At 70.4% G+C, this 24744-nt stretch carries 24 protein-coding genes; 11 read left to right on the top strand and 13 right to left on the bottom strand.

Annotated elements, in window-relative coordinates:
• Positions 1-66: 66 nt before the first annotated feature.
• The 5 genes from G6O69_RS35665 to G6O69_RS35645 form a co-directional block, all read right to left on the bottom strand.
• The gene (locus G6O69_RS35665; protein ID WP_172307933.1) at positions 67-1266 is read right to left on the bottom strand and encodes a pyridoxal phosphate-dependent aminotransferase; all 1200 of its coding nucleotides are present in this window, start codon (positions 1264-1266) and stop codon (positions 67-69) included.
• Between the two features lie 280 nt (positions 1267-1546).
• Positions 1547-3337 carry a HAMP domain-containing sensor histidine kinase gene (locus G6O69_RS35660; protein WP_172307932.1) on the bottom strand — a complete coding sequence of 597 codons (1791 nt, stop codon included), beginning with the start codon at positions 3335-3337 and terminating at the stop codon, positions 1547-1549.
• Positions 3334-5181, bottom strand: coding sequence for an ATP-binding protein (locus tag G6O69_RS35655; RefSeq protein WP_172307931.1), 1848 nt, complete (start codon positions 5179-5181; stop codon positions 3334-3336). Before G6O69_RS35655 ends, G6O69_RS35660 begins: the two co-directional genes overlap by 4 nt.
• 305 nt (positions 5182-5486) lie before the next feature.
• Positions 5487-6452, bottom strand: a complete 966-nt coding sequence (locus tag G6O69_RS35650; protein ID WP_172307930.1) for an FAD-binding protein — start codon at positions 6450-6452, stop codon at positions 5487-5489.
• A complete protein-coding gene (locus G6O69_RS35645) occupies positions 6449-7273 on the bottom strand; it encodes an electron transfer flavoprotein subunit beta/FixA family protein (RefSeq protein ID WP_172307929.1) in 825 nt (274 codons plus the stop codon). The genes G6O69_RS35650 and G6O69_RS35645 overlap by 4 nt, the downstream gene beginning before the upstream one ends.
• 143 nt (positions 7274-7416) lie before the next feature.
• Between G6O69_RS35645 and G6O69_RS35640 the strand changes: the two genes are divergently transcribed.
• Complete coding sequence (locus G6O69_RS35640) at positions 7417-8397, top strand: thioredoxin domain-containing protein (protein WP_172307928.1); 981 nt, start codon at positions 7417-7419, stop codon at positions 8395-8397.
• Positions 8398-8400: 3 nt separating this feature from the next.
• Complete coding sequence (locus G6O69_RS35635) at positions 8401-9363, top strand: homoserine kinase (protein ID WP_172307927.1); 963 nt, start codon at positions 8401-8403, stop codon at positions 9361-9363.
• Between the two features lie 82 nt (positions 9364-9445).
• Here the strand turns inward: G6O69_RS35635 and G6O69_RS35630 are convergent, their stop codons facing one another.
• Both G6O69_RS35630 and G6O69_RS35625 read right to left on the bottom strand, forming a co-directional pair.
• Positions 9446-10120: a hypothetical protein gene (locus G6O69_RS35630; RefSeq protein WP_172307926.1), complete on the bottom strand. Its 675-nt coding sequence runs from the start codon at positions 10118-10120 to the stop codon at positions 9446-9448.
• A gap of 193 nt (positions 10121-10313) precedes the next feature.
• Positions 10314-11336, bottom strand: a complete 1023-nt coding sequence (locus G6O69_RS35625; RefSeq protein ID WP_172307925.1) for a class I fructose-bisphosphate aldolase — start codon at positions 11334-11336, stop codon at positions 10314-10316.
• A gap of 108 nt (positions 11337-11444) precedes the next feature.
• Here G6O69_RS35625 and G6O69_RS35620 point away from each other — a divergent pair, with 108 nt between their 5' ends.
• From G6O69_RS35620 to G6O69_RS35605, 4 genes are all read left to right on the top strand, one after another.
• Positions 11445-12467 carry a PEGA domain-containing protein gene (locus G6O69_RS35620; RefSeq protein ID WP_172307924.1) on the top strand — a complete coding sequence of 341 codons (1023 nt, stop codon included), beginning with the start codon at positions 11445-11447 and terminating at the stop codon, positions 12465-12467.
• A complete protein-coding gene (locus G6O69_RS35615) occupies positions 12464-13918 on the top strand; it encodes a hypothetical protein (RefSeq protein ID WP_172307923.1) in 1455 nt (484 codons plus the stop codon). Before G6O69_RS35620 ends, G6O69_RS35615 begins: the two co-directional genes overlap by 4 nt.
• 87 nt (positions 13919-14005) lie before the next feature.
• Positions 14006-14716 (top strand): molybdopterin-dependent oxidoreductase, encoded by a 711-nt coding sequence (locus G6O69_RS35610; protein WP_172307922.1) that lies wholly within the window; start codon positions 14006-14008, stop codon positions 14714-14716.
• Positions 14713-15300: a hypothetical protein gene (locus G6O69_RS35605; RefSeq protein ID WP_172307921.1), complete on the top strand. Its 588-nt coding sequence runs from the start codon at positions 14713-14715 to the stop codon at positions 15298-15300. Before G6O69_RS35610 ends, G6O69_RS35605 begins: the two co-directional genes overlap by 4 nt.
• A gap of 39 nt (positions 15301-15339) precedes the next feature.
• On the opposite strand, the gene G6O69_RS35600 is transcribed toward G6O69_RS35605, so the two are convergent.
• Both G6O69_RS35600 and G6O69_RS35595 read right to left on the bottom strand, forming a co-directional pair.
• Positions 15340-15942 (bottom strand): hypothetical protein, encoded by a 603-nt coding sequence (locus G6O69_RS35600; RefSeq protein ID WP_172307920.1) that lies wholly within the window; start codon positions 15940-15942, stop codon positions 15340-15342.
• A 149-nt stretch (positions 15943-16091) separates the two neighbouring features.
• Complete coding sequence (locus G6O69_RS35595) at positions 16092-16352, bottom strand: PspC domain-containing protein (protein WP_172307919.1); 261 nt, start codon at positions 16350-16352, stop codon at positions 16092-16094.
• Between the two features lie 142 nt (positions 16353-16494).
• On the opposite strand from G6O69_RS35595, the gene G6O69_RS35590 reads away from it, so the two are divergent.
• Together G6O69_RS35590 and G6O69_RS35585 are read left to right on the top strand one after the other, a co-directional pair.
• Complete coding sequence (locus G6O69_RS35590) at positions 16495-18636, top strand: hypothetical protein (protein ID WP_172307918.1); 2142 nt, start codon at positions 16495-16497, stop codon at positions 18634-18636.
• 10 nt (positions 18637-18646) lie between these two features.
• Positions 18647-18868 carry a hypothetical protein gene (locus tag G6O69_RS35585; protein WP_172307917.1) on the top strand — a complete coding sequence of 74 codons (222 nt, stop codon included), beginning with the start codon at positions 18647-18649 and terminating at the stop codon, positions 18866-18868.
• Here the strand turns inward: G6O69_RS35585 and thpR are convergent.
• A complete protein-coding gene (gene thpR / locus G6O69_RS35580) occupies positions 18865-19425 on the bottom strand; it encodes an RNA 2',3'-cyclic phosphodiesterase (RefSeq protein ID WP_172307916.1) in 561 nt (186 codons plus the stop codon). The genes G6O69_RS35585 and thpR overlap by 4 nt on opposite strands.
• A 23-nt stretch (positions 19426-19448) precedes the next feature.
• Between thpR and G6O69_RS35575 the strand changes: the two genes are divergently transcribed.
• Both G6O69_RS35575 and G6O69_RS35570 read left to right on the top strand, forming a co-directional pair.
• A complete protein-coding gene (locus tag G6O69_RS35575; RefSeq protein ID WP_172307915.1) occupies positions 19449-20066 on the top strand; it encodes a hypothetical protein in 618 nt (205 codons plus the stop codon).
• Positions 20067-20071: 5 nt separating this feature from the next.
• Positions 20072-20572 (top strand): hypothetical protein, encoded by a 501-nt coding sequence (locus tag G6O69_RS35570; protein WP_172307914.1) that lies wholly within the window; start codon positions 20072-20074, stop codon positions 20570-20572.
• A gap of 22 nt (positions 20573-20594) precedes the next feature.
• Here the strand turns inward: G6O69_RS35570 and G6O69_RS35565 are convergent, their stop codons facing one another.
• Together G6O69_RS35565 and dusA are read right to left on the bottom strand one after the other, a co-directional pair.
• On the bottom strand, positions 20595-21710 hold the full coding sequence (locus G6O69_RS35565; RefSeq protein ID WP_172307913.1) for a DUF4215 domain-containing protein: 1116 nt from the start codon (positions 21708-21710) through the stop codon (positions 20595-20597).
• Positions 21711-22026: 316 nt separating this feature from the next.
• Complete coding sequence (dusA, locus tag G6O69_RS35560) at positions 22027-23091, bottom strand: tRNA dihydrouridine(20/20a) synthase DusA (RefSeq protein ID WP_172307912.1); 1065 nt, start codon at positions 23089-23091, stop codon at positions 22027-22029.
• A gap of 186 nt (positions 23092-23277) precedes the next feature.
• On the opposite strand from dusA, the gene G6O69_RS35555 reads away from it, so the two are divergent.
• Positions 23278-23586, top strand: coding sequence for a hypothetical protein (locus G6O69_RS35555; RefSeq protein WP_172307911.1), 309 nt, complete (start codon positions 23278-23280; stop codon positions 23584-23586).
• A gap of 81 nt (positions 23587-23667) precedes the next feature.
• Here the strand turns inward: G6O69_RS35555 and G6O69_RS35550 are convergent, their stop codons facing one another.
• Entirely contained in the window at positions 23668-24732 is a 1065-nt protein-coding gene (locus G6O69_RS35550) for a choice-of-anchor L domain-containing protein (RefSeq protein ID WP_172307910.1), read from the bottom strand.
• Positions 24733-24744 lie beyond the last annotated feature (12 nt).

Genomic DNA, 24744 nt, shown 5'->3' with positions numbered 1-24744 from the left:
CACGAAAGAGCCCGCCACCGTGGAGGTGCGCGGGCTCTTTTTTGTCGATGTCGCGGGGCGCGGGGCCTACCAGCGGCCGCCGCCGGCGATGCGCACGACGAGGCCGAGCAGGCGAGCGATGCCCTCGGCGAAGGCCTCGGGCGGGGTCAGCAGCGAGAGCACGAGGTGGCAGCCGGGCATGTCGAAGAGCGAGCCGGGCTGGGCCCAGACGTCGCAGCGCTCGAGCATGCGCAGCACCCAGCCCTCGTCGTCGAGCTCGCCGAGCTGCGGGAGGGTGAGGATCGTCGACCACCCGGCCTCGACCCCGAGGCGCGAGACCGGGCTGTCGGTGATCGCCGCGTCGAGGGTCTGGAGGTTGGCGATCGCCCGGCGACGGATGCGAGCTTGCATGGCCTCGCTGGCCGGGAGGATCTTGGGCAGCGCGAACTGGGCGGGGGTCGAGACGTTGAGGAAGGTGTCGGCGATGACCGAGAGCCGCGCGAGCGCGGGGCGGATGAGCTCGTCGGGGCCGCTGGCGACCGCCCACGACAGCTTGAGCTGGGGCAGGGCGGCGACCTTGGACAGGCCCGAGAGCGAGAAGGTCAGGCACTCGCGCGGGCCGACGGTGCTCGCGACCCGCGAGGGGCCGGGGTGCAGCGGGTAGTCCGAGAACACCTCGTCGACGATCAGCGTGAGGTCATGGGTGGCGCACAGCCCCTCGATGGCCTCGAGCTCCTTGATGGTCAGGAACGAGCCGGTGGGGTTGTTGGGGCTGACGCAGACCAGCGCCTTGACGCGGCCGGCGTGGCGCGCCGCGAGCTCGGCGAGGCGAGCACGGTCGACCCACCAGTGGCCGTCGTAGTGCAGCGGGTAGCGGATCAGCTCGACCCGGGCGATCTCGGCGATGTAGTCGAGCAGCGGGTAGCTGGGGCTCGGGACCAAGATCGCGTCGCCCGGATCGCAGAGCATCGCGAGCAGCTGCGCGTAGGACTCGCTGGTGCTCGCGCTCAGGCAGACCTGATCCGCGTCGACCTCGATGCCGCGGCGGGCGTAGTAGCCCTGCGCGACCGCCTCGCGTGCGCTGAGCATCCCGAAGGGCTCCGGGGCGTAGACCATGGAGCCCGCGGAGAACAGCTCTGCGTAGAGCTCCTCGGGATAGACCAGGCCGAGGGCCGTGGGGTTGGTGCACGCAAGGTCGATGGCCGTGCGTCCACAGGACTGGTGATGCCGACGCGCCTGCGCCAGACGGTTTGGGGAGACGTCCCATGCCGTACGCCGCGAAAACATGACATCACGACTATTGCATGAATTGTCGTCTTTGTCGTATCAATTTCGGCGCTTCGATTGTTGTACCTTTTTGCCCCGGGGGTTGTGGGGTCTGGCGTGAGAACCGCGAAACACCCAAGAAAATGTCGATATTTTGGGGCTGAGGGGCCGCTAGCGGCGCGACGCCTGGTCTAAATGACACGAGGATGTCGACCAAGCGCAACTAGCGAACTGCTGTTATCGTCACAATGGAGCGGTCGTTCCGCTCTCACTGCAAATCATACAATGGTGCGCAGTGCCCTCAGCGAAGGCGAAATCGAGGACTGCGGCGAGCGACCAGCGCGGGGACGCGCAGTTCGAAGCTCAGCGTGTCCTGATCTTTTGGCCGTTCGACTGGCCCTTGGTCGGGGGTGGCGTCCGCCTCGACGCGCAAGGATCCGCCCTGGAGCTCGAAGATGCTGGTCGCGATGGGCAGGCCGAGGCCCAAGCCACTTTGGCCAGGGACGCGCACGAAGCCGCGCTGGGCCTGCTCGAGGGTCTCGCGCGACTCGAGGGTTCGGGGGCTGGTCACGCGGATCAGCAGCTGGGCGCGATCGGGTGCGTTCGCCTCGCGCAAGGCCGTGCAGGTCACGCGAATCTCCTGGCCGACGCCGAGGCCCTCTCCGGCGAAGCGAAGCACGTTTTCGAGGGCCTGGGCGCTGCGGTAGGGGTCGGCGAAGGCTGGGGGCAGGCCGGCGGCGAAGCGGGTGTCGATCTCGACGCGAGGATCCAGATGGGGACGCGCGCGCTCGATGGCCCGCGAGATCAACGTTGCAGGGGGCGTCGGCTCGGGGTGGAGCTCCATGCGTCCAGCCTCGATCTTGGCGGTATCGAGGACGTCGTCGATCTGCTGGAGGAGGCTGCGTCCGGCCGCGTGAATGGCCTGGATCATGGCGTGTTGATCCGGCTCGAGCTCGCCCTCGATACCGGTGGTCAGCAGCTCCGAGAAGCCAATCACCGAATTGAGGGGAGAGCGCAGGTCATGGCTCATATTGGCCAGGAATTGTCCTTTGAGGCGATCGGCCTCCTGGCCCTTCTCGATCAGCACATATTTGGCGACGTTGGCGTCGGTGATCCGGCCTACGAGTCGGTCTACGGCAGCGACGATTTCGCGCAATTCACGGGTTGCGAAGGTCTCGACGGCCATGGGCTCTGGGATCTCTCCGTCGGCGACTGCGCCGACTTGGCGACTCGCGCGCCCGAGGTCGCGCTCGACGTCACGCAGGAGTAGGGCCAGAGAGGTCGCGCCCGACGCCAGGCCAAAGGCGACGAGCAGGAGCAGGAGCAGGGCCGAGGGGCCGGGCTGATCGGGCTCGACGCGGGCGGACCAGGCCAGGCCGGCGAGGGCGGGGGTGAGCACGGCGGCGGCCAGGGCGAGGCCAGCGGGGACGCCCAGGCGCAGGCTCAGGCGGCGAGGTGCGGGCATCGCCGTGGGGTTCGGGCGCGGCGCCGAGAGGTACTCGGGCACGAGCAGCGCGCGCAGCTGGCCGGCCGCGAGGGTAGCGAGGGGCAGCAGGGAGGTCAGCCACAGCCCGAGCAGCGAGGCCGTGGGCAGCGCGGGGAGCTCGAGGGCTTCGCTGAGCACGAACACGTCGACCACGCTGGCGAGGCCGAGCCAGACCAGCAGGCTCTGGGTCGCAATGCGCGGGAGCCGGAGCAGCTCGCGAAAGGCGAGCTCGACCTCCTCGCCGTCGGGGCGGTGGGTCCAGGCCTGGCGATCGCGCAGGATCGAGACGGGCCATAGGAGCAACGATGGCGCGCCTGCGAGGGCCAGTGGCCATGGGCTGGGAGGCGGGCCAGAGCTCGGCTCCGGCGGCCAGCGAGCCTGGGGGAAGCGCGCGCTGACCAGGCTCAGCGCGACGAGGCCGCCGGCGAGGGGCAGGGCGATGAGCATGGGCGCGAGGCGCAGCTCGACCAGCGCGGCGATGGCGGCGTCGTCGAGGGTGAGCGCGGCCCAGGTCAGGCCAAAGAGCAGGTGCAGCAAGCTGAGCGCGGCCAGCAGACCGAGGCTGCGCTGCTCGGTGACCAGGCGGCGGCTGAACGCGCGGCTCATGGCTCGCGCCTCCAGGGCAGGTCGACGCGGTCCGCGGTCATGCTCGACGCGGCCACGGCCGAGAGCACCACGCTAATGCTGGCGCTGGGGCTGGGCCCAAAGGTGGAGCTCTCGAGCGGGAGGATCAGCCGGAAGGTCGAGCCCTCGCCCAGGCGGCTCTCGGCCTCGAGGTTGCCGCCGTGGGCCTCGGCGATGCGCTTGGCGATGGCCAGGCCCAGGCCGGTGCCCCGCAGCTTGCGCTTGCGCGAGCCGGCCTGCTGATACTCGTCGAAGATCGTCTGGAGCTCGTCCTCGTCGATGCCGATGCCGGTGTCGATGACCTCGACGCAGGCCGCGGGCTCGCCGGCCTCGCGCTCGTCCTCGCTGGGGTCGAGGCCGAGGTTGATGGCGCGCACGCGCACGCTGATCCGCCCGGACTCGGTGAACTTGATCGCGTTGCTCAGCAAGTTGGTCAGCACCTGGCTGATGCGCCGGCGATCGCAGGTGACCTCGGGCACGAAGAGCGCGAGCTCGGCGTGGAGCTCGACGCTGTCGCGGCGGATCTGCGCGCGGTGGATGTCGACGAGCTCCTCGACGAGCTCGCACAGGTCGCAGGTCTCGAAGCGCAGGTCGAGCTCGCCGCTCTCGATCATCGACATGTCGAGGATGTCCTCGATGAGCTCGTGGAGCTGGCGCCCGCCGGCGAGGATCAGCCGCATGTCTTCGGCCTGGGCGTCGTTGAGATCGCCCTCGAGCAGGAGCTGGGCGAAGCCCATGATCGAGTTCAGCGGCGTGCGCAGCTCGTGGCTGACCGCGGCCAGGAACTCGCCCTTGGCCGCGTCGGCGGCCCGGGTGCGATCGAGGGCGCGTTGGTAGGTGCCGACGTCGTCGGCGAGCCGGGCGCGGAGCCGCTCGAGGTTGCAAAACAGCTCGCCGACCGCGTCGAAGGAGGTCATGCGCACGGGCACGTCGAGGGCCTTGCTCGCGCGCATGCTGGTGCCCGGGTCGGGCTCCTCGAGCTCCTCCCAGCCGATCGCGTCGAGGCGGGTAGCGAGGGCCTGGACGTCGCGGCCGGGGCTGAGCCCGGCGCTCGCGGCCGCGAGCACGGTCAGCGCGAGGGTCAGGCCGATGCCGAAGATCGCCGCGTAGCTGGCGGGGTGGGTGAACCAGCCCATGGGGTCGCGGCTGTGCAGCAGCGCGTGGGCGAGGATCACCAGGCAGCTGGCGAGGGCGAGGCCGCCAGCTTGGCGGGCGAGCTTGCCCGCGAGGCTCAGCGGCTGGAGGTTGGCGCTGGACGATCCGGATGCGCGCGGGGTCGGGCCGACGCGGGCGGATAGGGTGCTCAGGGCCTGCTCGAGGGCGAGGGCGATGGTCAGGCCGGGCGCGGTGGTGGCCGCGAGCACGGCGACGACCAGGGGCAAGGTGTGCTCGAGGCCCTCGGCGCCGCCGAGCAGGATCTCGAGGCCGTGGCTGGGGCTGCGGGTGTTGGCGAGCAGCACCAGGGGCAGGGCGAGGACGCTGGCGATGGGCGGGAGCAGGCCGAAGACCGCCGGGCCGGCGCGGACGATGCCGTCGAGGCCCCGGCTGCGCGAGCGCATCGCGGTGGCCATGGCGACGAGGCCCGTGATCAGCACGATGGTGACCGTGGCCGGGAGCGCGCCGCCGGCCGAGGTCGGCCTGGCCGCGCCGAGGAGCGCGAGCAGGGCGAGGGCGAGGAGCAGGTGCGCGGCGCCGGCGACCACGACGGAGCGACGCAGGAGCACCGCCGAGGCCGCCGCGCTCCCCAGGCTCACGTGGCTGCCCGTGATCTCGGCCGCTGGCCGCGGCGCCGGGAGGCCCTCGACCCTATGGGTCTCACCCGCCAAGGAGCAAATGGTACCCAATGCCTGGGCAACCAACGCAATAACCCGCCGGTTTGCGGCGGGTCATCAGGCCCGGAGGGGGCCAGAGGGGGCGGGCGAGACCACGCTGCCGGCGCGAACCGGCGCGTGCCTGGGAGCCCGTGGTGAAACCCAACACGACACCTGGCTTGGTCTTTTCGCCGAAGGCTTTGTCGCCAAAACTTGCAGTACGCCCGGTACAGCGGCGTTTTGGCTTCGCACCCTCGACAAAAATCCCGGCGCCAGGGGCCGCGCTGGGTTCCACCACGGGCTCCTGGCCCGCGCGGGGCTCAGCCCTTGCGGGCCTTGACGGCGGCCACGAGCTCGGGGAGGGCCTCCTCCCACTTCGCCACGAGGCCGTAGTCGGCGACCTGGAAGATCGGCGCCTCGGGGTCCTTGTTGATGGCGACGATGGTCTTGCTGCCCTTCATGCCGGCGAGGTGCTGAATCGCGCCCGAGATCGCCACGGCGATGTAGAGGTTGGGCGCGACGATCTTGCCGGTCTGGCCGACCTGGAGGTCCGCCGGGACCATGCCCGCGTCGGTCGCGGCCCGGCTGGCCCCGAGGGCGCCGCCGAGCATGTCGGTGAGCTCTTCGAGGATCTTGAAGTTCTCACCCTCGCGCATGCCGCGGCCACCGGAGACGACCACGTCGGCCTCGGTCAGGGCCGGGCGGGCGCTCTCGGTCTTCTTGATGCCGAGGACCTCGACACCGCGGGTGTCGACGCTGGCGCCATCGATGGCGGCGACCGGAGCGGCCGCGCCGGCGGCCGCCGGCTCGAACTCACTCCCACGCGCGGTGAAGAACACCACGTCGCCGGACAGGGTCTCGTCGAGCAGCGCGCGACCGGCCGAGATCGGCCGGGTGAAGGTGTCGCCGCTCTTGACCGCGACGATCTCGGCGCACAGCGGGGCGTCGAGGATCGCGGCAGCGCGGGGCAGGCAGTCGCGCAGCGCCGAGCTGGCGGTGCCACCGACGACGCTGGCGCCCAGGGTCTTGGCCGCGTGGACGACGGCGTCGCCCCAGGCCTCGGCCGTGAACGGCTCGAGGGCGGCGTCGCTCAGGGTGTGAACCCCGGCCGCGCCGTAGCCAGCCGCGCCGATCCCGGCGGCAGCCGAGGCGTCCGCACCGAGCACGAGCAGGTGCAGCTCGCCACCACGGGCGTCGGCGATCTGCTTGCCCGCGGTGATGCCAGGGAGGGACTGCGAGCGGATCGCTCCGCCAGCGGTCTCGAGGACGACGAGTACCTTGCTCATAGGACCTTGGCCTCCGAGGACAGCTTCTCGACGAGCTCGGCGACCGAGCCGACGATCTGACCCGCCGCGCGCTCCGGCGGCTTGTTGATGGCGGCGGTCTTCTCTCCGCCGGCGCTCTCGACACCGAGATCGCTGGGGCTGACGACCTTGACCTTCTTGCGCTTGGCCATGGTGATGCCACGCAGCGAGGCCAGGCGCGGCCCGTCGGTGAACTTGTGATCGGCCGGGTTGACGCCGTTGCGGACGCTGGTCGGCAGCACGACGCGCAGGTCGACGGTGAGCACGGCGGGGGTCGGGACCTTCTTGGTCTCGACGCCATCGTCGACCTCACGGGCGATGCTGAGCGAGCTCGCGCCCTGATCCCAGTCGACCTCGGCGGCGAAGCAGGCCTGGGGCCAGCCGAGCAGCGCGGCGACGCGCTGGCCAACTTGGTTGCCCTCGTTGTCCTGGGACAGCTTGCCGGTGATCACCATGTCGACGCCCTCGTCCTGGGCGACCTTGGCGATCATCTTGGCGATCGCCGCGGTGTCGAAGTCCGCGTCGTTCGCGTCGACGACCACGCCCCGGTCCGCGCCCATGGCGAGGAACTGGGTGACGTGCTGTCGCTGCTTTTCGGGGCAGATCGAGAGCACGATGATCTCGGCCAGCTTGTTCTTCTTGTTGCCAACATCTTCCGCGAGCCGCAGGGCGGTCTCGACGGCGTATTCGTCGAATGCGTTGGGGACCCACTTCACCGAGGAGAGATCCAGTCCACCGCCGGTGAACTTCAGGCTCTCATCCGGATCCGGGATCCGCTTGACGGTCACGAGAATCTTCGTCAAGGGACTCCTCCTCTTAGAGCGGCTGTATCCCCCGCGCGAGGAGGGGCGTCAAGGCCCCGCGCCCTGCTGGCGCCCTACGCCTTGCAGGCGCCCCTTTGCTGCGATAGCGTGCGCTCGCGTCGATTCCGCAGACGCAGGCCGATATGCGTCCCATCCGCGAATTGCTCGATCGCAGCTCCTTGGCTCTGGCCCTGACCACTTCGGTGGTTCTGGCGACCACCGCCTGCTCCGCCTGCACTCCTCCCGGCCCCGATCAGCCGAACGCCGCGGGCGACCGCGGGCCGCAGACGGCTCAGGGCTCGGAGCCCGCGCGCACTCGCAAGGAGCTCGACACCCCGCCCGAGGCCGAGATGATCCGCGAGGCCAAGGGGGTCGACCTCTCGAAGCTCGACGAGGTCAAGACCAACACCTTCTACACGATGATCAATCGGGAGCTCAGCGCCTGCGACGAGCCGCACTCGCTGGCGACCTCGCTGCGCGACGACGAGCAGTGCCGCAACTCGATGATCGTCGCCCAGTTCATCGCCGACAGCCTGGCCAAGGGCGCAACGCCCAGCGACATCAAGATCGACATCGACGCGGTGGTCGAGGCGCTCACGCCCGCCGAGATCGACAACACCGGGCGCCCGACCTACGGCAACGAGAACGCGCCGGTGACCGTGACCATGTTCGCGGACTTCGAGTGCCCGCACTGCAAGGCCGAGGCGCCGGTGGTGCGCAAGGCCGTGCAGCAGTATCGCGGCAAGGCCAAGCTGGTGTTCCGCAACTTCCCGCTGCGCATGCACGCCCGCGCCGAGTATGCCGCCCGCGCCTGCGAGGCCGCCCATCTCCAGGGCAAGTTCTGGGAGATGCACGACCAGGTCTTCGACCATCAGACGCAGCTGGAGGACGAGGACCTCGAGCGCTACGCCGCGCAGATCCCCGGCCTCGACCTGGCCAAGTGGAAGGCCGACTACGCGTCCGAGGCCGTCGAGCTGGCCGTGGCCAAGGACCGCAAGGTCGGCGAGGCCCTCGACATCCAGGGCACGCCGGCGGTCTACGTCAACGGCCGCCAGCTCTCGCCGCTGCTGTGGAACGGCGAGCTCAGCATGTGGATTGACGACGCCCTGCGTCGCCCCGAGTAGGCCATGAGCTCGCTCGGCGCCCCGCGTCCTTGGGTCGAGGCCTATGCGCCCGCGACGGTCTCCAACCTCGGGCCGGGCTTCGACTGCCTGGGCCTGGCCGTGTCCAGCCCCGGAGACCGCGTCCGGGCGCGGCGCAGCACCTCGCCCGGCGTGCGCCTGCTGAAGATCCGCGGGGACCAGGGCCGCCTGTCCCTCGACCCCGCCGAGAACACCGCCTGCGTGGCCGTGACGACCCTGCTCGAGCGCATCGGCGCGACGCAGCTGGGCGTCGACCTCGAGCTCGTCAAGGGCCTGCCCCTGGGCAGCGGGCTGGGCTCCTCGGGGGCCAGCGCCTGCGCGGCCCTGGTCGCCTCGGTCGCGGCGCTCGGGCTCAGCGTGGGCAACGAGACGATGATCGACGCGGCGCGCGAGGCCGAGCGGGTCGCCTGCGGCACGCCACACCCCGACAACGTCGCGCCGGCGATCCTCGGCGGCATCGTGCTGATCGCCGCCACGGATCCGCTGCGCGTGATCTCGCTGCCCGTGCCCGACTCGCTCTACCTGGCGATCTACACCCCGGGCTGCGAGGTCAAGACGGCCGACGCGCGGGCGGTGCTGCCCAAGCGCGTGGGCCTCGACGCGGTCGTCCGCCAGTCGGCGCGCATGGGGCAGCTGGTCCACGCGCTGCACGTCGGCGACCTCGCGCTGCTCGGTGAGGCGATCGTCGACGACCTCGTCGAGCCGGCCCGCGCCCACCTGATCCCCGGCTTCCTCGACGCCAAGGTCAACGCCCTCGAGGCGGGGGCGCTGGCCTGCACGATCAGCGGGGCGGGGCCGACCGTGTTCGCGCTGAGCGACGACGCGGGGCGGGCCGAGGCGCTCCAGGAGATCCTCGACGAGAGCTTCACCCACGCGGGCGTCCAGGGCACCGGGCGGGTCGAGCAGGTCGGCGCTGGCGCGCGGGTGATCTCGCCGCCGATGCACTGAAGCAGAGGCGGGACCGAGATCGGTCCTGCCTCTGCTTCAGCGCATCGAGCCCCTGCGCGGCTCCTCGCGCGTGCGCGGTGGCCTACTCGCACTCGCCGAGCGGGACGAGGAAGCTGAGCTCACCGCTGAACAGCGGGTGGTCGAGGCCGCTGAGCTCGACGCTGTAAGCGTAGCCCTCGCCCTCGTAGGTCTCGATCGTCACGCTGCCCGAGGTGATGGCATCCCCGGCCGTGAAGCTGTCCACGCAAAAGCAGCCGTCCTGGCTCTGATCGTGGTCCCACTCCCGGGCCATGGTCATGCTGACCACGCCATCGGCGAGCTCGTAGCTGCCAGGCTCGAGGTTGGGGATGACCAGGCGCGCGTCGTAGTCGTCGAAGGTGCAGTCGATGTCGTCGAGGTCGATGTCGACGTCCTCGGTGCAGGCGAAGTCCAGCGAGCTCAGGCGGATGATGTCGGTGTCGATGACCGCCGCGAAGAAGTTCGAGGCGTTGTCGGTGCAGCCTTCGGGCAGGCCGCTCGAGTCGGTCTCGGCGCTCTCCTCGGCTGCGGTGGTGGTGCTGTCTTCTTGCTCGTCGTCTCCGGTGCTGCTGTCGTCCTCGGTGTCACCGGTGCAATTTTCGTCGGTGCCCTCTTCTTCGGTTTCGGTCGACTGATCTTCGTCTCGAGGATCGTCCCCGTCTTCGCAAGCGACGGTCAGACAGGACAGCGCGAGGGCGCAGGTCCAGGGCTTGATCTTCGAGTGAGTTCGAATCGTCATGCTTGGGGTGTTGCTCGACTGAGCGGTTTCGATCACCTCGTTTTGGTCGAATCGATGACTTCAATATGCGCGAAGAACGGGGTTTGAGAGGCACTCGGAGGCAAAGCGGGCTGTCGTCAGCGAGGGACTCGCCGTGCGCCAGTCGCGACGACGCCCGCCAAAGAGGCGGGCGTCGATGGGCTGAAGCGAAGGCTCAGGCGGTCTTCTCGAGGCCCTCGTCCCAGCGCCCGAAGCAGGCGGCCGAGTTGGCCTTGGCGCGGTGGAAGAAGGCCTTCTTGCCGGCGGCGACGTTTTCCGCCTTGCCGCCCCAGGCCTGGAGCGCGGACTGCTGGAGCGCGCGGCCGTAGGAGAAGCTCAGGGCCCAGGGGCCGTGGTCCTCGAGGGCGTTCATCGCGTTGAGGTGAGCCGTGGCGGTGACCTCGTTTTGGCCGCCGGACAGGAACACGATGCCGGGGACGGCCGCGGGGACGTGGCGGCGGAAGCAGTCGACGGTGCGCTGGGCGACCTCGTCGATGCCAGCTTGGGTCGGGCACTCGCTCCCCGAGATGATCATGTTGGGCTTGAGCAGCATGCCCTCGAGGTAGACGCCCTGGGTGCGCAGGGCCGCGAAGACCTCGTCGAGGGTCGCGCTGGTCACCGCCTCGCAGCGGTCGATGGTGTGCGCGCCGTCCATCAGCACCTCGGGCTCGACGATCGGCACGATCTCGGCCTCCTGGCAAAGCGCCGCGTAGCGGGCGAGGGCGTGGGCGTTGACGCTGATGCAGGCGGCGCTGGGGATGCCATCACCGATGGTGATGACCCCGCGCCACTTGGCGAAGCGGGCCCCCTGCGCGCGGAAGCCCTCGAGGCGCTGGCGCAGGCCGTCGAGGCCCTCGGTCACCTTCTCGCCGGGGAAGAGGGCGAGGTCCTTGGCGCCGACGTCGACCTTGATGCCGGGGATGATGCCGCGCTCGGCGAGGAGCTTGGGGAAGGGCTTGCCGTCGGCGGTCGCGTGGCCGAGGGTCTCCTCGAAGGTGATCACGCCCGAGATGAACTCGTTGGCGCCGTCGGTGGTGAAGAGCATCTCGCGGTAGGACCGGCGCAGCTCCTCGTTGCTCTCTTGGCCGATGGAGGCGAAGCGCTTGGCGATGGTGCGGTGGCTCTCGTCGGCGGCCAGGATGCCTTTACCGGGGGCGACGAGGGCAGATGCGGTGCTAGCGAGGGTGTCTCGATTCATGGTCGATCTCGTCCTATTTCGGGCGCGACACTCGCTGTAGGGGGCGGTGAAGTCAAGGGCCCCCTCTCGGGTCGGCACGGTGTCGGCGCAAAGGCGTATAATCCTCGCATGCGGACCTCTGCCAAGGGCGCTGTGCGCCCGCTCGCCTCAGCGGTGGTGGTCGCGGTGCTGGGGCTCACGTCCGCGACGGTGAGTGCTGCGCCGCCGAGCGACACACACAGCGAGGGCGAGCAGGAGGCCCCAGCGGCCGCCCCGGACACGGCCTCAGCGAGCGTGCCCATGGAGACGGCTGCGCCCAGCGAGGCCCACCTGCACGTCGAGAGCACCGCTCGCGGCGCGCGGCTCTTCGCCGAGTTCTTGGGGGAGGGGAAGGGCGAGAGCGAGGCCGAGCCCATCGATCTCGGGCGGCTGCCCGTGGAGGAGGCCGCGCTGGCACCAGGACGCTGGCGCCTGCGTGTCGTGGATCCGGGCTACCAAGAGTGGTCCCAGGAGATCGACCTGCGCGCGGGGGAGCGGCTGGAGCTTGTCGTCGAGCCCGAGCTGATCGAGGGGGCCTACCTCGAGGCGCGGGCCGCCGACGCGGCCAGCGAGGGCGCGCGCCTGCTGCTCGACGGCGAGACGCTGTGCACCTTGCCCTGCCGCGAGCTGATCGCGCCTGGAGACTACCGGGTGGAGATCTCGAAGCGGCGCAAGAAGCCGCTCGAGTTCCCGCTGACGGTGGTCCAGGCCGACGAGGTCGTGCTCGAGGTCAGCCTCGAGCCGGCAACCTCGCGCGCGCCAGCGTTGATCACCGGCTCGGTCGCCCTGACGACCCTGGCCGTGGGCATCGGCTTCACGATCGCGGCCGATCGCCAGCGCCGAGAGCTGGCCACGGAGCTCGCGGATCACGTGCAGTTCGACGGCTCGGATCCCCGCATCGAGCGTGGCCGTCGCAACGCGATCATCGCGGGCGCGCTCTATGGGGTCACGGGGGTGGCCGCGGGGCTGACCTTGTTTTATCTGCTGCGCCAGACCGGGGTGGCCTCGCGGGCGCAAAAGCACCGCCGGAGCCTCGCGGGTCGGCCCAGCTGGATGCTGGCGCCCGCGGTGGGCGAGACACACTTCGGCCTGGCCGGGGAGCTACGATTTTGAAGCAACGCCAAGCGCGAGGACCCGGGCCGCGGCTCGGGCTGGTCCCTGCAACGCCGGCGGTCGGGCCGGCGGTCGGGCCGGCGGTCGGGCCGGCGGTCGGGCTGGCGGTCGGGCTGGCGGGCGCGCTGGCGGTCGGGCTGACCGGCTGCCTGCCCGACGCCTTCGAGGCCCTGGCCGACGCGGCCCTGGTCGACACCTACGGGCTGCGCTTCTCGAGCCAGGCCGAGGCCGAGGTCGCCGAAGCGCTGACGGTGCCCGCCGACGAGGAGGGCCGCGGCCGCGTGCTCTTTGGTGATGGCGCGAGCGCGATCGGGTGGTTTGGTTTCGACGCGGCAGGGGACGCCGAGCGCCGCTACGCGACCTTCGCCGAGCTCGAGGCCCTCGCGGGCGCGCCCTCGCCGACGCTCGGGGCCCTCGCGGTGGTCGAGCGTCCGGCGGCGGTCGAGGGCCTGGTCGGCCTGTCCGCGAGCGCGGAGCTCGGCGCGGTCGATCGCGTGGTCCGCTTCCGCATCGCCGACTTCTCTCGCGTGGGCGAGCTCGCGGACGACATGCAGGTCTACCCCTGGGTCGCAGATCCTGCCCCGGCGCTGAGCGGGCCGCTGGCCGCCGTCGAGCTCGACTTCGCGAGCGCGGTCGCGAGCGCGGACCTCCCCGAGGTGCTCACGATCACCGCGCAAGGCGAGCTGATCATCTGGGACGCGCTGGGCTCCCGGGCGAGCAGCTACGCCGCCGCGCGCGAGGCTGCGCTGGCCGACGACCCCGCGGCCTTCGATGGCGACGCGGCCCCCGAGGGCTACGGGCTCACGCGCTGCCCCGATCTCCCCGCGAAGGCGATCGCCGGCGGGGCGCTGCTCGCAGACCGCCCCGCGGCCGCGCTGCTCCTCGAGCAGAGCGTGGTCTTCGTCGGCGAGGCCGAGGCGCCGGTGGTCGGCCTGGTCGGGGCGCCGATCTACGACTGCGCGCTGGCCAGCACGAGCCTGCCGGGCCCGGCGGAGAGCCTGCTGGTCGCCGACGTCGACGGGGACGGGGGCGAGGATCTCCTGGTCGGCTCGCCGAGCGAGGAGGTCGTGTGGATCTATCTGCACGCGGGCGTCGGGGTCGAGCAGTCCGGCGCGCCGGATCTCGAGCTGCGCCCCGATCCCGCCGAGCAGGGCGGCTTTGGCTCGGCCCTCGCCCTGGTCGAGCTTGGTGGGGACGCGCCCGCGGTGATCGCCGTGTCCGCGCCAAACACCCTGGTCGAGGGCAAGCCAGAGGTCGGGCGGGTGCATATCTTCGACGCGGGCAGCGGCGAGCTGCTGCGGACCATCGAAGATCTGGATCCGCAGGCCGAGAGTCACCACGGCCTCGGCGTGCACGGCGTCGAGCTCGAGGGGCGCGAGGAGCTGATCGTGACCGGCAGCCACGAGCTGCGCGTGCACTGGTCGATCCTCGACGGGGATCCTCGGCCATGATCGAGGCGCCGCCGATGGCGGAGTAACCCCGGGGCTGCCCGCGCCGTAGCCGAGACGGGAGCGCCGCCACACGAGAGAGGAGCCGATTTGCGCGAGACCGCACTCGAATCGCGGCGCCGGGAGGACCGACGCCGCTTCATCCGCCTGGCCGGCGCCGGCACGGTGATCGCCGCCCTCGGGGCCTGGTACGTCATCGCCGACGATGAGAAGAGCGCGGCGGCCAGGGCCGAGCGCCTGCCCGACGGCCGCGCCCGTCTGCCGCCGGGCCAGAAGGTCATCGACTACCTCGAGCCCATGGGCGGCGCCGCGGGGAGCCCGAACAAGTCGGGCTACCGCCTGCGCGTGCACGGTGAGGTCGAGGCGCCCTTCGAGCTCGACTTTGGCGCGCTCCTGGACATGCCCCAGCACAGCCTCGCGCTCGACGTGCACTGTGTCACCGGCTGGTCGCGCCTGGGTGCGCGTTGGACCGGGGTGAGCATCGCCGAGCTCGCGGCCCGAGCGAGGCCGCGGCCCGAGGCGCGCCACGTGATCTTCGAGGCGGCCCACGGCTACACGGCCAACGTCCGCCTCGAGCAGGCCTTGGCCCCCGAGGCCCTCGTCGCGCACCGCTACGAGGACGAGGCGCTGGCCGGGAGGCACGGCGCGCCCGCGCGGGCGCTCGTCCCCGCGCTCTACTTTTGGAAGAGCGCCAAGTGGCTGCGAGGCATCCGCTTCGTGGCGCGAGACGAGCCCGGCTATTGGGAGCGCCGCGGCTACCACAACCACGCCGATCCATGGCGAGAGGAGCGTTACGGGTGAGCGAAGACAGCCAACAAAAAGCGCCGCGCAAGCGCCGGTGGCGGCCCACGCTGCGCGCCCTGCATCGCGACCTCGGCTACCTGGTCGTCGGGCTGACCTTCATCTACGCCCTCTCGGGGCTGGCGGTGAACCACATCGAGGACTGGGATCCCAACTTCGTGTCTTTCGAAGACACGCTCCCCCTCGCCGCGCCGCTGCCGAGCGACGAGGACGCGGCGGCGGCTCAGGTCCTCGCGCAGCTCGGCATCGATGAGGTACCCAGCGACGTCTTTCTCTACGAGCAAGAGCTCGAGATTCAGCTCGAGGACCGCGCGCTCTTCGTCGACGGCGAGGCGATGACGATCCTCGATCGCGGCCAGCGGGCGCGGCCGCTGCTGCGCGCCGCCAACTGGCTGCATCTCAACCGGGGCAAGAAGGCGTGGACGGTGGTCGCCGACGGCTACGCGCTCTTGCTGCTGTTCCTGGCGAGCTCGGGGATGCTGATGCTCCCCGGGAAGAAGGGCCTGCGCGGCCGCGGGTGGATCCTGGTCCTCGCGGGCGCGGCCATCCCCACGCTCTATGTGCTGCTCTCGGGCGGGCCGTGAGCCGGCCCGCCGAGATCGTGACTCAGGGGCTGCTGGGGCTCACTTGCGCTTGTAGGTGAGCTTGTACTCGACGGGCACGGGGAGGTGGCCGGAGAGGATCTCGACCTTCATCGTCAGCCGGCTGCCGTCCTCGCTGAGCTTGAAGGTGTTGCGGCGGTCGCCCTGGCCGCCGTCGATGAACTCGACGATCTTGCCGCCGCGCAGCTTGTAGCTGACCTTGACTTTCTCACCCTCGCGCGAGGTGGTGCGCTTGGGGGTGCCGTCGAGGCTGGCGCGCAGGCTGTCCTGGTCGAAGCTCGCCTCGAGCTCGTCGCCGTGGACGCGGAACTCGAGCTTTTTGGGCACGGTGTTGCTCTCCTCGAGGCGGCTACGGCCGAGCTTGCGCAGCATGGGCGAGACCGCGTCCATGGAGAGGTCGATGGCGGCGTCGATGCCGTCGCGCTCCTTTTGCCCGCCGACGTACTGATACTCGCCGGCGAAGGTGGAGGCGCGCTCGAGGGTGTCGGCGTCGAGTTGGGCGGCGATGGGGAGCTCGGCTTCGTGGAGCTCGCCAGCGCGCACCTCCGACATGACCATGAAGCCGCCGATGATGGCGACGGCCGAACCCAGTGATATGGCACACAGCAGCTTGGGGTAAGTCACGTCCCCACTGTAGCTTGAGTACAACACTCTGCCAAGCGTGGTGTGTAGATCCATGCACGCAAAAAAGCCGTTGGATATCAACGGCTTTTTTGTCGCTAGGGAGCACCTTCGCGCTCATCGTGTATGTGACTGCACAGTGTGTCGCGCGGTCAATCTCGGTCCATGGAGCGGCCGCCGGGGGGCGGGGACTGCTGGATCGCACGCATCGATGGGCCAGCGGTCAGGGCTGGGTTGCGGGGGATCACCAGCGCCATGACCAGATAGGCGAGCAGGGCCGTGCCGCCCATGATGGCGAAGAGGACGAAGGCGAGGCGGACCATGGTGGGGTCGAGATCGAGGCGCTCGGCAATTCCGCCGCAGACACCCAGTAGCATGCGATTTTCATTGGATCGGTACAGTCGTTCGCTCATCTTCGCGGTCCTCCGAGGTCGGCTCGACCATCGGAGGGTGGGTTCATTCCTCGGCTTGTCCAGCCCGGAGGGTCGTGCACCGAGTGCGCTTCCTCCGCTGAGGAGACCTGGCGCTGGAGGCCTCGCCAGTAAACTCGCCTCCATGACGCGACGTCTCCCCTCGTCTGTCGGGCTCCCCATCGCCTTGTGTTGCGGACTCTCGCTCTCGCTGGCCGCGGGCTGCCGAACCCCGAGCAGCAAGATCCCCGTGGACGATCTCGACGGCCAGGAGAGCGAGGCACCCAAGGGCGAGGTCGCCAAGGTCGAGGATCCGCTGCCCGTCGAGCGGCCCGCGGACGTCTTGCCCAAGGAGGTGGCGGCGATGGCCGAGGTCGGTCGGCCGCGGGAGCTCATGCGGCTGATCGCGCCGGTGCTGGCGATGCCCGAGGCCGACGTGTGGCGCGGCGAGCTCGCCAGCGCTCTGGGTGGAGACCTCTTCGACGTCGAGCAGTGGGATCAGCTCGGCCTCGACGTCGATGGTCCGGCCGGGGTGGGCCTGCTCGACATCGAGAGCCAGGCCTTCGTCGCCTATGTCTCGCTGACGGATCGCGGGCGCTTCGAAGAGACCATCAACCGCGTCGCCAGCGGTGGCCAGGGCTCGGGCGGGGTGGCCGCGGCCGACTTTGGCTACGGCCGGATGATCCGCCTCGACGACGAGGCGAGCATCGTGCTGCGTGAGGACGTGGCCATGCTGGTGTTCGTGGATCGGGTCGACGTGGCTCCGCGCGACTACGCGACCACGGTGGCGACCATCGACCCGCGCGACAGCCTGGGCCGGACGGAGCGCTTCTCCTGGGCGCTGGCCAAGCAGCGCGAGTCTGACGACGGGATGATCTACGTCGAGCCCAACACCCTGCTCGAGGCGATCTTTGCGAGCAGCGAGGCCGACTACGACTACGGCGTGCGCAGGTCCCAAGAGGAGCTCGACGCGGCCCGCCTGCGCGGGGCCTCGCGCGACGAGATCCAGGAGCTGGAGCGGATGCTCGACGAGGAGACGCGCTGGGCCGAGGAGCGCCGGCGCTCGGAGCAGGCCGAGCGCGCGGCCGTCGAGGACGTCCTGGGCCGCCTCGACGTGGCGGTGCTCTGCGGCGACATCCTCGACGAGGGCATCGACGCCTACGGGGCGGCGCGGATCCCCGCGCAGTCGCTGCTGCGCGCGCTCTTCGTGCCGACCGAGTACGAGTCGCCGCTGCTGACCGCCCTCGACGAGGAGCCGGTCGCCGCCCTCGACGGCCGCGTCGACCTCGACGCCCTGACCCGGCTGGTGGCGCTCGTGGTCACGCTCGACGGCCTGTCGATCGACGAGCTCTACGCCGAGATCCGCAGCAACACGGGGGTCGACGTCCCCGGTCAGCTGCTGCCCGCGCTGCGCGGCGACGGGGGCGTGGCGGTCACCGTCGGCGACTGGGCCGACGCTCGGGATCTGAGCACGGCCAAGAAGAGCCTCGGCGTGGCGGCGCACCTCGGCCTGCGCAAGCCCGACGAGATGCGGGCGATCCTCGACGCCCTCGCCAAGCGCAAGGACGTGGGCAAGGTGTTGACCCGGGCCAAGCGCGGGGACGGCTGGGTCGTGGACGTGCCCGAGTGGCGCAAGGTCGAGCTGAACATCGTCGGTGAGCGGCTGATCGTCAGCACCGACGCGGGCTTCGCCAAGCGAGTGCGCGACGCCAAGCCGGGCGCCCAGGCGCAGGCCCTCGCGGGCGATCACCCCCTGCGCGGGAGCGTGCCGAACCCGGCCATGCGCATGTACCAGCGCTGGAGCTGGCTGGCGCTCTTCGAGGCCCACGCGCCCTACGAGCAGACCACCGAGGGCTCGCTCTACTTCATGGACGAGCACAGCGATCTCAGCCCCGAGGAGGCGGCTGAGGTCCCGCGTTCGAAGGCGTTCAAGAAGAAGGCCAAGGAGCTCGACAAGGTGTTCGCGAAGCTCAACGCCTTCGAGCGCCGCCGCGCGCAGAAGAACCATGAGCGCTTCCTCGAGCTGACCAGCGAGCTCGGCGACGCCGGGGTCCAGGTCGAGACCCTCAGCGACGGTCTGGCTGCGCACGCGCGCTGGCGCTGGGCGGCCGGGAGCTCGCCGCTGGCGGTGGCCATGGGGGGCTTCATGATGATGACCTCTTCCATGGAGGACATCGACTGGAGCGAGCATCAGCGCCTGAGCGAGGAGAGCTGGCGGCTGCAAGAGGAGCTGCGAGCGATCCGCGTGGCGGACCTCGACAAGGCGGCGGCCAAGCGCAAGCGATAGACTCGCCTCCATGACGCGACGTCTCGCCTCGTCTGTCGGGCTCCCCATCGCCTGTGCTGGGGACGATGGCTGGGGCCGGATGATCCGCCTCGACCGGCAGGCGAGCGTCGTGCTGCGCGAGGACGTGGCCGTGCTGGTGATCGTGGATCGGGTCGACGACCCGCGCGACAGCCTGGGCCGGACGGAGCGCTTCTCCTGGGCGCTGGCCAAGCAGGCGGCGGCCAAGCGCTAAGGGTCGGGCTGGTCGGGCTCGTCGAGCATGAACTCGGCGCTGACCTGATACTTGGCGCCGCGCTGAGACAGCACGCTCGTGTACAGGGTCATGCAGTCGACGCGAAAGGGCGCGCTGGCGTAGAGGGCGTGGCGGGCGATCCACTCGGCGACGGCGCGCGGCGGGCTGCGCTGGAGCCGGGCCACGGTCACGTGCGGGTGGTAGCTCCGGCGCTCGCGCGGGACGCCCTGGGCGTCGAGGATCGCGGCGCTGCGCCGGTGGAGCAAGGTCAGCGCCGGCGAGTCGGCGACGCCCATCCACAGCACCCGCGGGTCGCCGCGAGGGGGGAAGCTGCCGGCGCCGCGCAGCTGGAGTTCGAAGCTCGGGGCGCGCAGGTCGTCGTCGAGGGCGTCGATGAGCCGCCGCGTCGCGCCGCCGTCGAGCTCGCCGATGAAGTGCAAGGTCAGGTGGAGCAGGGGGCCGCGCTGCCAGCGAGCCCCAGGGACGCCGCCGATGAAGCCCTCGAGCTCGCGCTCGAGGGCAGGGGGGAGGGCGAGACCGAGGAAGAGCCTGGGCATGGGCCCATGCTAGGCTCTGCGCGATGCCAAGCGCTCGACGACCTTGGTTGGCCTCGCTCCTCGCCCTGGCCCTCGGCGCGCTCGGCTTTGGCCTGCTCCTCGCGTTCGAGGCCACCGACGACTTCTGCGGCTGGCCGCCGAGCGTCGCCGCGGCGCAGCTGGCCTGGCTGTGGATCGTGGATCTGCGAGATCCTCGGGCCGAGGGTCTGGGCAAGGGCGCCCGCGTGCTCGGGGCGCTGAGCCTGGGCTGCCTCGGCGGGGTGCTGAGCGTCGGGCTGATCTACTCGGCCTTCGACGCGCTCCTGGCCACGAACCCCCAGGCGCCCACGCTGCCCTCTGGCGCCGGCCTGGCCATCTCGCTGGCGCTCTTCCTCGCCTGGGGGGTGGCTGGCTGGAAGCTCAGCGGGCGCCGACCCGCGCGGGCCGCCGCGCTCGCGATGCTCGCGCCCCTGACCATCGTCGGCCTGCTCGCGGCGGGCCTCGGCTACCTGGCCATGAGCGTCGCCGAGACGGGGACGGGCATGTTCGCAGGGCTGCTCTCCGGGCTCTCGCTGCTCGGCGCGCTGATCATCTTGGGGTGGACGACGGTGCCCTGGCTCGAGCTGCGGCTCAGCGGCAGGGATCAGGCGGTGGCCAAGTGAGGGGCGTGGGCCGCCTTCTCGGGGGTGTCGGCCTCGCCTGGGCCGCGTCGGCCTGCGCGGGGGCAGGCAGCGAGGCCCCGCGCCCCGCGGACACGAGCGAGGCGCCCGCGGCCGACGCTCCGGCGGAGGCTGACGAGCAGCCCCAGGTCATCGGTGCGGCCGTCGACGGCCTCCCGACGCCGCTTTGGGGCACGCTTCGCCTGCGCGGCGACGACGACGACGGTCGCCTGCTGACCGTCGCCCAGCACTTCATCGCCACGGCCGCGTGCAGCGACTGCGGGGCCCCGAGCTACCTGCGCTTCTTGGCGGTGCGCTGCACCGACGACACGCACTGCGAGGTGCTGACCGAGACCTGCGAGGGCTCGATCCTGCGGGGCGAAGACCAGGCGGTGGTCGTCGCCATGCAGCCCGTGGACGAGGGGGTCGGCGCCGAGGTCTGCGCGGCCTATTCGGGGACCTTCGACGCCGTGGCCGGGGACGCGGGCGAGGGGGACACGGGCGAGTAGCCCCGCTCAGAGTCTCAGACGCTCAGTCCGCCTGGAAGATCATCCGCGTCCACTCGGTGCTGCTGTTGAGGGTCAGCTGGCTGCCGCAGCGGTAGCCGCCGCTCATGGCCCCGCTGTTGGTGTGCCAGCACAGCCGAAACTGCGGGTTGGTGGACGCGGTGTCGCAGGTGGTGCGCTGGATCGTGTCTCCGTCGAGGGCGAAGCCCCACGAGCGGCTGTCGCTGTAGTACCAGCCCACGCCGTTGTTGTTGTAGGGGATGTTGCTGTCGCCGGTGTCGTAGGTGACGGCCGAGCGCGGGGCCATGGCGAGCAAGGACAGGTTGGTCTCGGCCACTGGGCGGCAGGCGAGCAGCAGGTTGTCCTTGGTGCAGTTGGTCTCGATGATCGTGGTCAGCGGGTCGGACTGCACGCCGTAGAGGCCGCTCCAGCACAGCTCCCAGCCGACCAGGTTGGCCTGGGGGATGTCGAGCTGGGGCCCCTCCGCCCACCACAGCGACTTGCAGTCGGGGGTGCAGTCGTCGTCGGGGTCGAGGTTGCCGTCGTCGCACTCCTCGCCGATGTTGAGGATACCGTCGCCGCAGGCCGCGAGCAGGCACTGATCCGTGCAGCCGTCGGAGGGGTCGAGGTTGCCGTCGTCGCAGGTCTCTCCGGCGAGCTCGTTGATGACCCCGTCTCCGCAGGCCGGCAAGGTGCAGTCTTCATCGCACTCGGCGGACTCGACCCCGCTGTCGCACTCCTCGACCCCGTCGATGACCAAGCCGTCGCCACACACCGCCTCCTGGCAGCTGGCGGTGCACTGCTGATCGTCAGCGTTGGCCTCGCCCTCGTCGCACTCCTCGCCCTCGTCGATGGTCCCGTTGCCGCACAGATCCTCGCCGGTTTCGGTCTCATCGGTCTGGGCGACGCACAGGCCCGAGCCCGAGCAGCTCAGGCCGTCGTCGCAGGTGCCCTCTTCGGTGCAGGCGCAGCCCTCACTGCCTGCGGGGCAGACATCTCCGGTCTCGCTGTCCGTGCCCGTGCCCGTGGTCTCGGCCCCGCTGCTCGAGCTCTCGTCCGCGTCGCTGTTCGATGAGGGGTCGAAACAGCCGGCGAGCAGCGCGGGGGTGAGGAAGACGAGCAGGCGGGAGTAGGAGGCCATGAACCGAGCCTATCCCCCGATTTCATGCGGCGAAAGCCCGACGCAGCACCCCGCCGCAGGCCGGGGGCGCGCGACCCCGGGCTCCTAGGAGCCCGTGGTGGAACCCAGCGCGGCTCCTGGCGCTGGGATTTTCGTCGAGGGCGCGAAACCAAAACGCCGCTGTACCGGGCGTACTGCAAGTTTTGGCGACAAAGCCCTCGGCGAAAAGACCAAGCGAGGTGTCGTGTTGGGTTTCACCACGGGCTCCTAGAGCCCGCGCACTCGCCCTCGCGCATCGACCGCTGAGCGTCTCTTCGAGCGCCGCGCCGGGGCCGAGTCAGGGCGCGGCGGCGCAGTCCGCCGGCGTGCCCATGGGGCGCGCGAGGGCCTCGAGCTCGTCGATCAGCGCGAGCAACTCCTCGAGCTGCGCGGGGGCCTGGCACTTGGTGGATACGGCTCGTTTCCAGCGCTTCGCGCCAGGGCAGCCCGTGAACAGGTTGAGCAGCGGACGTAGGAGGATCGTCGGGCTCGGGCCGCGCGGGCGGGGGTCGTCGAGCTGGGCGAGCACGTGCTCGAGGTAGCGCGAGACCACGGGCCGGCGGGAGCGCCACGCGTGGCCGCCCTCGCGCTCCGGGAAGAAGCGCGCGTCGACGGCCGCGAACAGCCAGGGGTCGCTCCAGGCCGCGCGCCCGATCATCACCGCGTCGACCTGCTCGAGCTGGGCCGCGATCTCGCCGAGCTCTCGGATGCCGCCATTGATCTCGATGTCGAGCTCGGGGTGCTCGGCCTTGAGGCGGTGGACGTCGGCGTAGCGCAGCGGGGGGATGGTCCGGTTTTGCTTGGGCGAGAGCCCGGCGAGCCAGGCCTTGCGGGCGTGGACCGTGAAGCGATCGGCCCCGGCCGCGGCCACGCGCTCGACGAAGCCGAGCATGTCCTCGTAGGCGTCGAGCTCATCGACGCCGATGCGGTGCTTGACGGTGACTGGGAGGTCCACTGCGCGACGCATGGCCGTGACGCAGGCGGCTACGCGGTCGGGATCTCGCATGAGGCAGGCGCCAAAATTTCCATTTTGGACGCGATCCGAAGGACAGCCGACGTTGAGGTTGACCTCGTCGTAGCCGAGCTCGGCGGCGATCTCGGCGCAGCGAGCCAGCTGATCGGGGTCGTCTCCACCGAGCTGGATGGCCAGGGGGTGCTCGAGCGCGTCGTAGCCAAGCACCCGGTCCCGGTCACCGAAGAGGACCGCCGGGCAGGTGACCATTTCGGTGTAGAGCAGCGTATGGCGGGTGATTAGCCGCATCAGCAGGCGAAAGTGGCGATCGCTGCGATCCATCATCGGGGCGATGGACAGAGCTGGTGTCTGACCGCGGTGGGTTACCCCTTTGCTGGTTTGGCCTGTCATCCTGAGTCGGGGAGGGTAGCAGCGATCTTTGGATCGATTTGTCGAGGCCCCCGTGATCGTAATCTGAGATACGGGTGCGGTGCCTATCTGGGGGGGGTGGTGTTTTTGTCCCCCTTGGGGCTTGGATCTCGTTGCTTGCACCTATAGACTCGCGCCGAACCCAACCAAGGACCAAGGTTCTCGATCATGAAGAAGTTCCGTACCCTCCTGGCACTTGCTGCTCTCGCCCCGATGCTCGCCGCCTGCGCTCCCGCGCCGGAGAAAGTCTGCGGGCACGTCATCGAACTCATGAAGAAGGAGTTCGGGGAACAAGCCGGCGAGATCTCCGAAGAAGACACCAAGAAGATGTTGGAGAACTGCGTCAAGGACGCGGAGAAGGAGAAGGAGATGAAGGGCTCCATCGAGTACAACAAGCAGGCCAAGTGCGTGATGGCTGCCGACAGCCTCGAGGCGCTCGGCAAGTGCGAAGAGAAGGAAGGCGATAAGAAGGAGTAGTTCTCCTCTCGCCTGTGTGCAGGAGGGCTCGATCGCGTCGGCGGTCGGGCCCTTCGCTCTTTAATCCAAACGCCGCGCGCGTCAGGGCACGGGCTGGGTCGTCGGGGGCGTCGCGCTGCAGGTCCAGCGCACGTCGTCGAGGAGCACCAGCGAGTCGTAGGACGCGTCCGAGAGGTCGAAGATCGCCAGCACCAAGAGCAGCGGCTCACCGGGCTGGACGCCGACGTCGGTGGTCAGCCAGCGCGTCGCGCCGTGGCCCTCCATGGCGAAGCCAGCGAGGGCGTCGCCCGTGTAGTTGATGAACCCGGCGTTGACGGTGATCGGGCTGCCGAAGGCGTCGAAGGAGATGTTGCCGGTCCACGCCTCGGACTCGAGCCAGGCCACGAACATGTCGTTGAAGGCGCCGCCGGTGAACTGCGGCCACTCGACGGACATGAACGCGAAGTCGAAGGCGAGGCCGTAGCTGTGCTCGGGCACCGTCAGCCCGATCCGCAGCTCGCTATAGTCCCACAGCGCGCAGCCGTCGGGGCAGGCCGACCACTGCTCGTAGAGCGAGTTGGAGCAGTCTCCCGTGCCGATCAGCGCGGAGTTGGTGTTGCAGTTGGTCTCTCCGGACGCGTCGACGGGGGAGACGTCGATGGGCGCGGGCAGCTGCGTGGGCTCGCTGTCGAAGTCGGTGCTCGGGCAGTAGTCGGGGTCGGTGCAGCCGAGCGCCGCGAGCTGGGTCTGGGTCATGGCGAGCTGCTCGGCCATGCCGGTCGACAGGATCAAGAAGCGCTCGCCCTCGCGGGGGGCGTAGGGGCCGATCGTGCCGGCGTGGGTGGCGATGGCCCCGGATGGACCCTCGGCGCCCCCGGAGCTGGGCGTCCCGCCGACGCAGTCGAGGCCGACGGCGTGCAGGGGGTCTTCGCTGTCCTGGTCGCAGCTGACCTTGGCGGGGGGCTCGCAGTATTCGTCGGGGAGATCGAGGTCCGGAGGCTGGGTCTCGGCGCTCTCGTCCGTGTCCTCGTCGAGGTCCACGGGGCCCTCGTCGATCTCGCGGATGCCGATCACGGTGACGTACTCGCAGCCGGTCAACGCGGCCGCCGCGGCCAGCAGGCAGCGCAGGGCTGTCCGCGGGCCGGGCGGTGGCGAGGGGGCGAGCATGTCAGCGACGAC

This window comes from Pseudenhygromyxa sp. WMMC2535 (assembly GCF_011083025.2).
This window is presented reverse-complemented; position numbering and strand designations above follow the sequence as displayed.

Coding starts and splice junctions, on each gene's coding strand:
- G6O69_RS35665 (WP_172307933.1), bottom strand. CDS start 1,266: ATGTTTTCGCGGCGTACGGCATGGGACGTCTCCCCAAACCGTCTGGCG.
- G6O69_RS35660 (WP_172307932.1), bottom strand. CDS start 3,337: ATGAGCCGCGCGTTCAGCCGCCGCCTGGTCACCGAGCAGCGCAGCCTC.
- G6O69_RS35650 (WP_172307930.1), bottom strand. CDS start 6,452: ATGAGCAAGGTACTCGTCGTCCTCGAGACCGCTGGCGGAGCGATCCGC.
- G6O69_RS35640 (WP_172307928.1), top strand. CDS start 7,417: ATGCGTCCCATCCGCGAATTGCTCGATCGCAGCTCCTTGGCTCTGGCC.
- G6O69_RS35635 (WP_172307927.1), top strand. CDS start 8,401: ATGAGCTCGCTCGGCGCCCCGCGTCCTTGGGTCGAGGCCTATGCGCCC.
- G6O69_RS35630 (WP_172307926.1), bottom strand. CDS start 10,120: ATGACGATTCGAACTCACTCGAAGATCAAGCCCTGGACCTGCGCCCTC.
- G6O69_RS35625 (WP_172307925.1), bottom strand. CDS start 11,336: ATGAATCGAGACACCCTCGCTAGCACCGCATCTGCCCTCGTCGCCCCC.
- G6O69_RS35620 (WP_172307924.1), top strand. CDS start 11,445: ATGCGGACCTCTGCCAAGGGCGCTGTGCGCCCGCTCGCCTCAGCGGTG.
- G6O69_RS35595 (WP_172307919.1), bottom strand. CDS start 16,352: ATGAGCGAACGACTGTACCGATCCAATGAAAATCGCATGCTACTGGGT.
- G6O69_RS35590 (WP_172307918.1), top strand. CDS start 16,495: ATGACGCGACGTCTCCCCTCGTCTGTCGGGCTCCCCATCGCCTTGTGT.
- G6O69_RS35585 (WP_172307917.1), top strand. CDS start 18,647: ATGACGCGACGTCTCGCCTCGTCTGTCGGGCTCCCCATCGCCTGTGCT.
- thpR (WP_172307916.1), bottom strand. CDS start 19,425: ATGCCCAGGCTCTTCCTCGGTCTCGCCCTCCCCCCTGCCCTCGAGCGC.
- G6O69_RS35575 (WP_172307915.1), top strand. CDS start 19,449: ATGCCAAGCGCTCGACGACCTTGGTTGGCCTCGCTCCTCGCCCTGGCC.
- G6O69_RS35565 (WP_172307913.1), bottom strand. CDS start 21,710: ATGGCCTCCTACTCCCGCCTGCTCGTCTTCCTCACCCCCGCGCTGCTC.
- dusA (WP_172307912.1), bottom strand. CDS start 23,091: ATGACAGGCCAAACCAGCAAAGGGGTAACCCACCGCGGTCAGACACCA.
- G6O69_RS35555 (WP_172307911.1), top strand. CDS start 23,278: ATGAAGAAGTTCCGTACCCTCCTGGCACTTGCTGCTCTCGCCCCGATG.
- G6O69_RS35550 (WP_172307910.1), bottom strand. CDS start 24,732: ATGCTCGCCCCCTCGCCACCGCCCGGCCCGCGGACAGCCCTGCGCTGC.